Source organism: Candidatus Nanosynbacter sp. TM7-075 (assembly GCF_022828255.1).
GTDB lineage: Bacteria > Patescibacteriota > Saccharimonadia > Saccharimonadales > Saccharimonadaceae > Nanosynbacter.
This window is the reverse complement of sequence record NZ_JAJQJW010000002.1, coordinates 389,288-401,472: the sequence shown is the minus strand read 5'-3', so window position 1 is coordinate 401,472 and position 12,185 is coordinate 389,288. Positions and strand designations below refer to the sequence as shown.

General features: G+C 43.5%; 11 protein-coding genes and 1 tRNA gene. All 12 read right to left on the bottom strand.

The window, feature by feature from the left end:
- Positions 1 to 36: 36 nt before the first annotated feature.
- Positions 37 to 612, bottom strand: coding sequence for a Holliday junction branch migration protein RuvA (ruvA, locus tag LRM42_RS03640; RefSeq protein ID WP_243816785.1), 576 nt, complete (start codon positions 610 to 612; stop codon positions 37 to 39).
- Positions 613 to 619: 7 nt separating this feature from the next.
- The gene (ruvC, locus tag LRM42_RS03635) at positions 620 to 1,093 is read right to left on the bottom strand and encodes a crossover junction endodeoxyribonuclease RuvC (protein WP_243816784.1); all 474 of its coding nucleotides are present in this window, start codon (positions 1,091 to 1,093) and stop codon (positions 620 to 622) included.
- 16 nt (positions 1,094 to 1,109) lie between these two features.
- Complete coding sequence (locus LRM42_RS03630; protein ID WP_243816783.1) at positions 1,110 to 2,909, bottom strand: lamin tail domain-containing protein; 1,800 nt, start codon at positions 2,907 to 2,909, stop codon at positions 1,110 to 1,112.
- A gap of 99 nt (positions 2,910 to 3,008) precedes the next feature.
- Positions 3,009 to 3,725, bottom strand: a complete 717-nt coding sequence (locus tag LRM42_RS03625) for a YebC/PmpR family DNA-binding transcriptional regulator (RefSeq protein ID WP_129743740.1) — start codon at positions 3,723 to 3,725, stop codon at positions 3,009 to 3,011.
- 47 nt (positions 3,726 to 3,772) lie between these two features.
- Positions 3,773 to 5,224: a ComEC/Rec2 family competence protein gene (locus tag LRM42_RS03620; RefSeq protein ID WP_243816782.1), complete on the bottom strand. Its 1,452-nt coding sequence runs from the start codon at positions 5,222 to 5,224 to the stop codon at positions 3,773 to 3,775.
- A 64-nt stretch (positions 5,225 to 5,288) separates the two neighbouring features.
- Positions 5,289 to 5,365 (bottom strand) — tRNA-Lys (locus LRM42_RS03615).
- Positions 5,366 to 5,412: 47 nt separating this feature from the next.
- On the bottom strand, positions 5,413 to 5,892 hold the full coding sequence (locus tag LRM42_RS03610) for a hypothetical protein (RefSeq protein ID WP_243816781.1): 480 nt from the start codon (positions 5,890 to 5,892) through the stop codon (positions 5,413 to 5,415).
- Positions 5,889 to 6,380, bottom strand: coding sequence for a DUF192 domain-containing protein (locus LRM42_RS03605; RefSeq protein ID WP_243816780.1), 492 nt, complete (start codon positions 6,378 to 6,380; stop codon positions 5,889 to 5,891). The genes LRM42_RS03610 and LRM42_RS03605 overlap by 4 nt, the downstream gene beginning before the upstream one ends.
- A gap of 24 nt (positions 6,381 to 6,404) precedes the next feature.
- A complete protein-coding gene (locus LRM42_RS03600) occupies positions 6,405 to 7,322 on the bottom strand; it encodes a RimK family alpha-L-glutamate ligase (RefSeq protein WP_129631616.1) in 918 nt (305 codons plus the stop codon).
- Positions 7,322 to 7,828, bottom strand: coding sequence for an ATP-dependent zinc protease family protein (locus LRM42_RS03595; protein WP_243816779.1), 507 nt, complete (start codon positions 7,826 to 7,828; stop codon positions 7,322 to 7,324). Before LRM42_RS03595 ends, LRM42_RS03600 begins: the two co-directional genes overlap by 1 nt.
- 23 nt (positions 7,829 to 7,851) lie before the next feature.
- Complete coding sequence (locus LRM42_RS03590) at positions 7,852 to 10,986, bottom strand: hypothetical protein (protein ID WP_243816778.1); 3,135 nt, start codon at positions 10,984 to 10,986, stop codon at positions 7,852 to 7,854.
- A 60-nt stretch (positions 10,987 to 11,046) separates the two neighbouring features.
- A complete protein-coding gene (gene dnaJ, locus LRM42_RS03585; RefSeq protein ID WP_243816777.1) occupies positions 11,047 to 12,156 on the bottom strand; it encodes a molecular chaperone DnaJ in 1,110 nt (369 codons plus the stop codon).
- Positions 12,157 to 12,185: the final 29 nt, after the last annotated feature.

Below are 12,185 nucleotides of genomic sequence, written 5' to 3'. Positions count from 1 at the left end.
CCTATTCTTTAAAAGGGCGCCATCTTAGCGTCCTTTTTATTTCTTCAGCGCCTCAGTTACTCGCTGAGCTGTTGGCAAATTGACATCAACGTTTTCGAGCGCCTTAGTGGCATCCGCTAATGTATAGCCCAAAGCCATCAACGCCTCCAAAGCTTCATCGGAAGTGTTTAATTCAGTCTGTAGCGGAGTTTCCGTTCGGCCGTAATGAGTCGGTAAACCAACTTTATCGCTCAGATCAACCACCACTCGCTCGGCGGTTTTTTTGCCGACGCCAGTGGCCTTTTGTACAAAGCCGCTGTCAGCGTTAGCAATAGCATTGCGCACTTGCTCAGCATCACCCAAGCTTAAAATCGCTAACGCAGCCTTCGGGCCAACCCCCTGAACCGTGATTAGCATTTCAAACAGTTTTTTCGCCGCCAGGCTAGAAAACCCGAACAATTCCTCCGACTGTTCGCGCACGTGATGATAAGTGTAAAATTTTGCTTCTTGATCTAATGTCACTGCGTCAAAATCATTAGTCGCCACGCTAACTTCATATCCAACACCATGAACATCAATAACTAACGAGCCGTTAAACTTCTCAGCAACTTTTCCAAAAACATGTGCAATCATATTTCAATTATACCCGATTCATCGCCGCGTGTGTAATTGCTGCAGCCAAAGCATCCGCACAGTCATCCGGCTTTGGAATATCTTTCAAACCCAAATTAAGGCGCACCATTTCCTGGACCTGCTTTTTATCAGCCTTTCCATAGCCGGTCAAAGTTTGTTTTATTTGCAACGGCGTATATTCAGCAATCGGCATTCCGGCTTTTCGTCCAGTCAACATCGCCACGCCGCGCGCTTCCGCCACAGAAATCGCCGTCGTAACATTACGCGCAAAAAATAGCTTTTCAATCGACATAACATCAGGATTTGTTTCGGCAATAATCTCTGTTAGACTATCAAAAATATCTTCAAGCCTTTCGTCAATTGGCGTATGTGCCGGCGTCGTCACAACTCCCGCTGTGACCATCTTAAACTTACCGCGAGAAAAATCAATCACACCAAACCCCAAAATTCCCGTTCCCGGGTCAATCCCGATAATTCTCATATCTTTATTATAGCAATTATTTACCGCTTGCGGATTTAATGCTTTCGCGGATTTTTCGTACAAATTGCGAAATTTCCCATCGCCATTGCCATACGCCGTAACCGACGGCCAGTAAGCTCACGCCACCAAACACCCACCAACCCCAAGTAGCGCCAGCGACTTGCTTAACTTCAGCAGCCGCCGAACCAACGGTCGGCATACTAGCCGATTTTATCTTTCGGCAACGCTTAGTCTGCAGGTTACGCTCAAATCCTTCTGGGCATTCTTTTGCTATATCGTCAGTGGAGGCAATTTTCTTACATCGACCCGTAGCTGAATTGCGGAATTGACCCTCCGGGCAAGGCTTCAAAGTTTTTGCCGCAGCCGATGCGATAGATCGGCATCTACCAGTTTCTTCGCTACGATAATAGCCATCTTTACAGGGAGTAATAGTTTTTTCCGCTTCAATTTTTCGACAACGGCGAGTTTCCGGATGGCGGTATTGACCAACGGGACAAGGACTTTCAATGGGCGGAATGGCAATTTTCACACACCTGCCCAGCACATTTCGTTCATAGCCGTTCTGACAATCTGGATATTCCTTAAAAATATTAGCGGCGCCTTCAGTGGTGGCAAATGTCCGAGTCCACTCATCATCAACCAAACTCCACGAGGAGCCTTTTGGCATATTGTTATATTCAGAGATATCAATTTTCGATCCAGCCTCGTCTAATAAATAAACTTTTCCTTTTGTTTTTGGCAATTTCAGTTTCGTGTTTTTTATTTTGATCGTTAAAAATTCACCCGGATTTAATTCGATGTCACCAATATTTTCACGAACGCCAGAATCGCCAACCGTCAATTTACAGCCTGTCGTAATGACGGTTTTTTCGCCAGAATTTACAATCTCAATGAATTGTTCATCAACATTCGACGCGATTTCACTTAGCTTCAGACCTTCACATTTATTCAACTCCTTTGGAGATTCAGGTTTGGGCTCTGGACTCTTACAATTCGGACGTGAATAAGGCACAATTTCCTGATTATCAGAACCTTTACTCGATAAAAAATCAGTGGAATTATTTTTCGAATCAATAATATTTCCATCAATAAAACAGCGCCAAACAATTTTCACGCCGCCTTTAATTGGTGAACCCGCAGACTTTGAATTATTTCCCCAGCCAACAGTATCTGAAACCGACCCGTCCGAGCGCGACAGCACGACCGATCCATCATTTTGAGCCAAACCTAAATTGTTATCAAACTTTATGGCGCCCGCTAACATCTTATCATTCGACAAAACCAAAAATCCGTTCGCCGATATTACTTCATCCTTGAAAATTTTTCCAACGGGTTTAGCGACAGGTCCAGTGTAATACTCTATTTTCCAACCAGCCAAATTAACATCCTGATTCGTCTGATTATAAATCTCAACGTATTTTTTATCCTGACTAATCTTTGAAATTAATATCGGAGCATTTTCTTCTATTCTTCCGCTTGGATTATCTATTTTTGGCGACTCAGATTCGGGGTTTGGCTCAGATTTTAAAGACTCATTGGTAGCAGGATTTTCACTCGGACTATCTGTAGAAGAATTCTCCGTTGGAGCCTCGGGATTTTCACTTGATTGGGAAGGTGAATTGCTATCGATCTGCTCCTTGTCAACAACTGAATCTTTCGCTTCCTCAGCCGATTTAAGACTATTATCGACAGTCTGAGCGTCATCAACTTTCGACTCTTGAGTAACACTTGAAGCGCCTTCCGCCAAAACCAACGGCGACGGCATCATTAGTGCCACGGCTAGTATCATAAGTAGTGTGTTGCGCAAATACTTCATGCTCGCTCCTTGCTTATGGTTAATCATCTTTAGTTTAGCGTACTTTTTGTCAAATTAAAAATCGCCCCAGAAAAGGAGCGATTTCTTAAAGCGATGATTTTATTCCGCTGTGATATCCGCATTTGTATGAACATTCACAACGTCATCCAAATCGTCCAACGCATCAATCATCTTCATCAATTTCTGCGCAGTTTCCATGTCGGCAATTTCTATCGGCGTATTGGCAATATATCGCAACTCCGCATCTTTAACCTTCAAGCCCTGTTCAACCAATTTATTCCGCACACTCGCCAAATCTTTCAACTCCGTATACACGATAATTTCGCCATCTTCCTCGACAGCATCTTCGGCGCCAGCGTCCAAAACCGCTAGCAACAAATCTTCCCCGCTGCCTTCAATAGTGATGACGCCTTTGCGTGTAAATTGGAACATCACACTACCAGCATCAGCAATTCGTCCGCCGTTTTTAACCAACGCAGTTTTTACCTCTGGCAATGTTCGATTGCGATTATCTGTCGCCGTTTCAATAATAACACCCACGCCGCCAGGACCATAACCTTCGTAAGCAATTTCCTCCAAAGCCGCCGCACTCTTATCCGCCACTCTGTCAATTGCTCGCTGGATGTTTGCACTAGGCATATTCGCAGCCTTAGCTTTTTCAATTGCCATCGCCAAACTTGAGTTCAGCGCTGGATCTGTGCCGCCACGTGCCGCAATAGCAATTTGATTACCCAATTTCGTAAAAATCGCGCCACGCTTAGCGTCAACAATCGCTTTTTGTCGGTGAGTTGTAGCCCATTTACTGTGTCCTGACATAATTTCTCCTAAAGTTATTTGCTATTTCAATCTGTTACTATTATACACTACTCCACAATATTTATCTTAGCGAGGTCCAATTTAGTTTGCTTTTTCATCCAAATCATTGCCAAAATTAGCGCCACATATAAAACCGCACATTGCCACAAATTGATACCAACTTCCATTTGAGCCCATTCAAATCCAGCCGTCCAATTGGTGACTTGAATCATATAGCCAAGTAACCACGTCGTCGGAATTGCAATCAACACGCCAATCATCGGCACAAAAACCAGCACGCCCGACATAAACGTCAGTAGCATCGCTAGCGGCACAAACGGCAAAATCAGCATATTCGCGATTAACGCCACATTGCTAATAACACCGAAACTCATCATAAGTAGCGGCAATGTCATAATTTGTGCCGACAAAGTTTCAATTAAAATTTGTCGAAACGCACCCGGCTCTTTATTGCCGAAAAAATAAGAATGTAGAAGCGGCGCCAACATGATCACGCCCGCAAATGAAGCAAAGCTTAATTGCCAGCCCAAATCGCCCCAACCAAATTGTGGATTTATCAATAGCGTGATTGCCGCCGACACAGGAAGTAGAACCAGCGGATGAATTGTCCGACCATAATACCACGCTGCCAAACTCAGTCCCGCCACCAAGCCAGCCCTCGACATACTAGGACTTAATCCAGTCACCGCCATAAAACCAATTATCATAACAGCCGCGCTGAGCATCGCTAAATATTTTGATCGCTTGGCGAATAATCGTCGCGCTAAACGAACTAAAATTGTTAAATTATAGCCGCTCGCTACCACGATATGTGTCAATCCAGCAATTTTCAAATTGTCACTTAATTCAGTCGGCATAGCACGCCTTAAACCCAATAAAAATCCCAATCCCAACGCGGACTCTGACTCTGGAACATGCTTACGGACCCGTCCCGCAAACCAATCGCGAACTCCCACCGCCACATCACCCGGAACGGGTCTTTCGGCGCTAATAATTTTTGCCCGATATACGCTTGCTGAAAAAGCCCCAAATCCCGCCGTCATTTTACCCTTAACCTTCACGATATCACTACGCTTAATTGAGTTTTTATCTGGCGTCGTCACCCAAATTTGTCCCGGCAATTTTTCATTATTCATCTGCAGATTGCCCAGCCTAAGAACCGTTTGGCTATTTTTATCGAGATCAGGATCCTCCAAAACTTGACCTTGGACAATTGCGACTTTTCCGATTAACGAATCATAAATCTCCACACCTTTTCTGCCGATTTCACCGCGCCAAAGACCAACCAAAACTCCAGAAATAATTGCTAAAATCACGAAAACTCGCCAGCGCCAAATTGCCACAATTACAAAAATAGCCAGCCCGACCAATAAAAATAATGAGTTCGCCGCAAACGACCGCGGTATGTAATGGATGGAAATTACGCCAATTGTCAGACCGAGGCACCACACCGCCACCAACCAAGAAATATGCAACTTCTTAAATAGCCAACTATTCATACTTAAAGTATATCTGGATCTGAAGCCATAAAAAAGACTCCGCCAAGGGAGTCGATTTCAAATTTGGAGGGTCCACCGGGGCTTGAACCCGGGACACCCTGCTTAAAAGGCAGGTGCTCTAACCAGCTGAGCTATGGACCCATTCGGAATATCCGCTTTCTTCATCCTAGCACAAACCAACACAAAGGTCAATGCTTAGTGAGCTTATGTCCGCCAGTATGTAGTGAAAAAATGTCAATTAAACCGCACACCAGACCAAACGTAGCCACATATCGCCAATTATTCGCGAAAATCTTATACAGCTCCAGCGCCTGTCCGTCTAATGATATATATTTTCCCAGAGGAACCACCAATAGCGCTGCTGTCAAGAACGCGATTCCCACCGCCGAGACAATTCTCTCATGTTTTTTCTGGTATCTCGGACCACTTAAAAGAAGCATAATTAACGGAACCAACGTTAAGACTAATCCCGAAATTACACCATTTGGCAATAAACCAGTTTCCAATTTCAAGCCGTCCAGCACCCCCGTCAGCCAGCTGCCCCACCATTCTGATAGTAAAAATCCCGTCGCCAACGACAACGCCAATGGACCGAATCTTCGAGATGAAACAAATGCAACCGCAAAAATCGTTACTAAAATTGCTCCAAATAAAATTATCACACTCATTTATCCTCCTCCAAATCAAATTTTACCGGTGACCCAACTACAGCGCTTGCCCGCTTAGCAACACCCGCCTTCACCTCCAACACGTACTTTGCCGGAACCGGTGACGCATATTTTTCATGCGGCTCAGCATCTGGCTTGACGTTATGTTTTACATAGACGACGCGCTTTTTATCATTGATCCAAATCATATCGACCGAAAACTTCATATCTTTCATCCACATTTTGTGACGATCGTTATGGTCAAAGACGAACAGCATGGCATAATTCTCATCAATTCCCAGCCTTCCGGACAGACCTTTCCGCTGCGATTCTTCGTCATTAGCAATTTCCGCCTGAAGCATCGTCTTATTCAGGTAAATCATTTCCGTTTTTGGCGAAACCGTTCGAAAAGCATAAAAAATTGCCCCACCAATAACCATTAGCATACCGCAGATAAATATCCATTTGATGACAGTCTGAGTTACTGTCGAGTGACGAGGCTCGTCCATAAACCTATTATAACAAGTTTATGCTTAAGCGCCGATTTTATCTTTTTTATTGCCACGCTTGGCGTTTCGATCAATGTATTCAATTATCTTTCCAGCCACATTTCGGCGAGTAATTTTCTCAATTCCAAACCCTGGACTAGCATTAACTTCCAGCACCAAAGCTCCACGGCTTGACCTCATGAAGTCGACTCCAGCAACCGTCAATCCCATTGCCTTAGCGGCTTTCACACACATTTTACGTTCAGAATCTGTCAATTTTATACTGGTTCCTTCGCCGCCCTTGTGTAAATTGCTACGGAAATCATCGTCCAAACTCTGACGCTTCATACTAGCTACCACTTGACTACCAACCACAAACGCACGAATGTCGACACCAGCCGACTCTCTAATAAACTCCTGAAGCAGCACGTTCGTACCGTCCGAGTTAGTCAAATAGAACGCCTGCAGAACCGACTTGGCAGCCTTTTTAGTTTCCGCCAGAACTACGCCATTGCCATGCGTACCGCGTGCCAACTTAATAATTGCCGGCATACCACCAATCTCTTCAATGAGCGAATCAATGTCAGTCGCGTTTCGAGAAAAGACCGTCTTCGGAATCGACACTCCCGCTTTTACCAATAACTGCGTTGAGCGCAATTTGTCTCGCGCCCTAGTGATTGCAATCGAGCGATTCATGAAAAACGCCTTCGGATACATCATCTCCAATTGACGCAAAACCGCTGTTCCATACTTTGTCATGTGGCTCGCGATTCGCGGAATCACCACATCAAATTCACCAATCTCCTTACCTTTGTAAATAACCGTCGGATGCTTTTCGTCAATTGAAACGTAACAGTTTTTATACTTAATAACTTTAACTTGATGACCGCGTTTTTCAGCTTCTTCCTTCAGGCGAAGCGTCGAATAATTAATGTTGCCGTTGGATAAGATTGCAATTCGCATTATTTTTTCCCACCTTTCTGATGATATTTTTTATAAAATTCGTATGGATTCAATTTTACTTCTTCATTAAGGCTAGCAGTTACGGACGGTTTTTTCCTGCGAACATTTTTCCTTGATACGTCCACTAGGAATTTTCCAGAAATCGACCGTCTTCCGATTAACACAGGAAATTCATTTTTTGATCGATCAGACAAATTCATTAACATTTTAATTTTTCGCCCGCCAAGATTCACCCAAAAATGCGTTCGATAACGAATCTGATTTTGACCCATTGCAGAGCGTACGCTAGCCACAGAATAATCAGTTCTCTTAAATATCTTACCGTTATAATAAGGCGAACCCTTACCAAATAGAGAAAATTTCAATACCCCATCTTTATCAATGCGAATATTGCTCGCCCAAACCGCACTGGAATCGGCGCCCGTATCAATTTTAGCTGGGACTTTTTGCGCTCGCTTGCCAAAATCCACAAGCTCAGTCGACCCAATAATGGTTTTTTCTTTCATACGTCAATATTATGGCATAAAAACTATCTTTTTGCAATATCTTGCCTTTTGCTTCTTTGAGCTCTCGCTACCACAATTATCACCGCTACAATGATAGATATACCAGCCAAAATAGCTAATACATAAGTGTATCCCGACAATAGATATATCAAAGCTAATGTCACGCATACGGCACCCCAGGTCGTAATCAGTCGTTTGTTAAGTACCAGCCCCACAACGACCATCAATGAATGCTCTATTAGGAATAATATTTCCATAACGCCGTCTCCTGCGAACGCCAAGACGAGAGTCGACAAACTAAGCACAGAAAGAGCCAGCACTAGGTGTGCTGTCGTAGACTTATGAATATACCCCAACCAACGCCACGACATTACTGCTCCCGAAAGAATTGCCGCTGACCACAAATATGGTATTGTGATAGCGTGAACAGGTAGGGCTAGGTTTTTAATAGTAAATAAAACACCGCACAAAATCAGGATCACGCCTGAATCAAAATATAAAATATTCTTTTTAGGAATACCTTCGAACATCAAGGCGATACCATTAATTATCCACACTAGCGCCGCCAGAATCACTGACGCCACAGTAGCGCTAACTGATGTAGCAATAGACAATAAGGCTACCGACCAGCCAATGGCACTATAGAACGAAGAGTAATACCAAAGACTCGACATCTTTCTGATTCGCGTAGTAATAGCCAGACCGTAAAACACCGCAAAAATGACCAGGGCAACGACTGACATAAATTCGAGTGGAATGGCAAGCCGTTGCGCTATAAGGTAAAGCAACAACACTAAACTCGGGTGCGCAGCTATTGCCATTATTCGCCAATCTCGTTTAGCAAGTACCGCCATATAAAGAGCCGCTACAGCTGCTAGCCATCCCAATACCTTGAACGACAAATCATATGTTGCCAGTAGATTAATCATTGGAAGCACTGTCGCTGGAACTATAGCAGCACACAGCGTCATATCACCAATAATTGACGATTGCCTATTCATTCGCAACAGCCAGTACAAAGACCCAAAACCAACTAGACTCACCCATGCAGCAATTGCGAGATTGTCATTAAACGGTATATTCAACCAATGCAGAGATAATAAAACAAAGATGATTGTCGTAAGATATGCCCCACCCAAATAAACCTCTCTACGACATCGGTAAAACGCGTAATATAGTGACACCGCTAGCGGCAACCAAACTATCGGATGAATTGACGACAATACAATAAGCACAGCCACACCAACGATAGAATGTAATAATAACTCACGACTTTTGACGGCTGTGTTGCCATGACGACGATAAAGCCATTCTACTATTAATAGCGACGACACATTTATCCACGCCATTAGAATGGAGATATTTTCACTAGACACTGCAAAACCTAAAGCTAGCAAAAATACTGACAACATTAAAGAAGTATGGACTCCAACTACAAACTCATAAACTTTTTCGCGCCATACAGCCACACTCATAATGCCAGCGCCGATAGCTATCGCGCCCGATAGACACATCAGGGCTTCCTCTGTCGCATAAGTGGCTATCATCGCTGAAGTAAACATTGCCATTAATAGCCAAGTTGACGCAGCGCCATATACTAAAGCAGCCTGACTTTTACTAATATTCGGACGCTTCAAAATTAGCAATCGGCAAATAACTGGCAGTGGCGTCATGAATAGAAAAATTAGATACTGTACGCGTGGTGCTATAGCTATATCAATATTAAATAGTGTTATACCAATCGGCACCAATAGAATCCCAGATATCACAACCATAACACCGAAGCGGACACGACGTAACAAAAAAAGGATTGCAAGACTAATCGCTGAAATAACACCAATAAAGGTAAAAGCAACCATCATTCGTAGCGAATCTCCAGAACCGATCACGCCGAACAGAGTACTTAATGACACAACAAAACTAGCCCACAATACTATTTCATGATGTCTATCGTACTGTTTCTGGATGTACATTGATATAGCAGACCAGATTATATTTCCAAGTGCCGCTAACCCTAGAATCACGCTTACGACCAACTGATTATCGTCAGATAAATACATTGCGAAACTAGTAGCCATCACCATTAACAATAAGCGAGCTGTTGTCAATTCATAAGTACGCATCTTTTTAGACTTCTCAACAAGAGCAACCGTAAAGTAATATGCAACGCTAGCAAATAACAGTACACTAATATCTAATGCACCCATATATGCCGACGAGCTAAGCGCGATAAACATCGTCATCGGCACGATAAACGGACTTACAACGTTTAATGGTTCGACGAACTGACGAGGAAAGCGACTAGAAAAATATGCAGCCACAGTCATCAAACATCCAAATAGCAGCATTACAACGTAATACCAGACCAGCTGCGCATGCACAACAGCCGGCAAACTAGTCGTCATCGTAAACATCGATAGTAGCGATATATAAGCAAGGGGTCGACTATTCAATCTCACCGTAGCATCAACACACAAAACAGCACCAATTACAGAGGTAATAAGCCAGCACCATGCTGGGTCAATACCTAAAAGTAAATTCATAGTCCAGCCGCCAATTGGTACAGCGGCCAAGGCGGTTCCAATAAGTGCTGTCGACGCAGATTTTAATATTGGCAAGCGAGCATACAATATCTGACCAATAATATAATAAATAAAAATAAACAGCCACACCAATCCAAACCTAAGTTGGATAGATAGATTAATTGTCTGAGCCAGAAGCAATATTCCCGCAGTCAGAAGTAGCGATGCCGTATATAGCGCTATATTAATTGTAGTCTTACGGCCCCTCTCCTTTTCCTTGTCATCAATATGTGATGTTCGTTCAATATTATTCTCAACAGGCACAGCAACTGCATCCACTCTCTCTTCAGATGTGGAAATACTAGTAGGAATTATATTATCGAGATTCTCATTATTACTGATATTTAACGGTGTATTCGCAAGCCGTGAAGCGGCGTTTTGATTCTCGGTAATAAGCCTCACTTGACCGTTGTCATTCTCAATTTTTGCGCATCCATTTTGCGCATCACGCACGCCATCCCAATATCCCTGCCGATAATCTTCGGAGTAATTAGACGGCTGACTATTACCTCTCTGTAATAATTTTATTAGCTTAATTACTACAATAATAACTATTATCAGAAAAATTAATCCCATGCCTTCAATCCCTCTTATGTTAGCTTCAGTATAACACAGGATTTTTTCTCGACAAATATACTAAGAAAACAGTCCTCGTTTTTTCGCGCCCTTAAATTGTTCCAAAAGTTCCTTCTGCTTTTTGGTCAATTTGGTTGGCGTATCAACAATAACACCCACAATATGCGGACCACGAGATTCACTATGTAAGTGCGGCACGCCATGACCTGACAACTTGAAGTCGGTGCCGCTCTGAGTGCCTGCTGGGATTTTCATCGTTATTACGCCGTCCACAGTCTCCACGTCAATCTCCGTTCCCAGTGCCGCATCAACCATAGAGATATGTTCTTCGCTAAGAATAATATTACCCTCACGAGTGAATTTTTTATGCGCCTTAACACGAATGTGGACATACAAATCACCCCTACTACCACCAGCAACTGCTTCGCCACGATCGCGCAGACGAATTGTCGCGCCATCATCAATCCCTGCCGGAATTTTAATAGTGATATCCTGATTCTGTCGGGTCGTGCCTTTTCCTCGACAAACTGAACATTCTTTTTCAGGAACTTTTCCCTTACCGTGACAAGTTTCACAAACAACCGCCTGCTGAATTTGCCCAAACAGAGAATTCATCGTTCGAGTTTGCTGACCCGCGCCCTTACAAGTTGGACACGTCTTCATTCCAAATCCAGGCTCAGCGCCATCGCCATGGCAATGCTCACATTCAACATCCAGCATTAAACTAATTTTCTTTTCTACACCAAATACCGCGTCCTCAAAACTTAATGTTACACTAGTTTCAACATCACGCCCACGCGAACGACCATTCCCAGAGCCGCCAGCTGCGCCACCGAAGAATTGGCTAAAAATATCACCTAGTCCACCGTCACCAAAATCAAAGTGAACGTTTTGACCGCCGAATCCACCGAACCCCTCAAACGGATTACCAGAAAAACCGCCACCAGACGCGCCACCAACGCCAGCGTGACCAAATTGATCATAACGCTGTCGCTTCTGTTTGTCTTTCAGAACTTCATAAGCCTCATTAATTTCCTTAAATTTAGCTTCGTCGCCACCCTGTTTGTCAGGATGATATTTAATTGCTAATTTACGAAAAGCCTTTTTTACCTCATCTTCAGAAGCGGTCTTTGGAACGCCCAATATTTCATAATAATCACGCTTGCTCATACCTTACATATTATACGCGTTTAGCACTC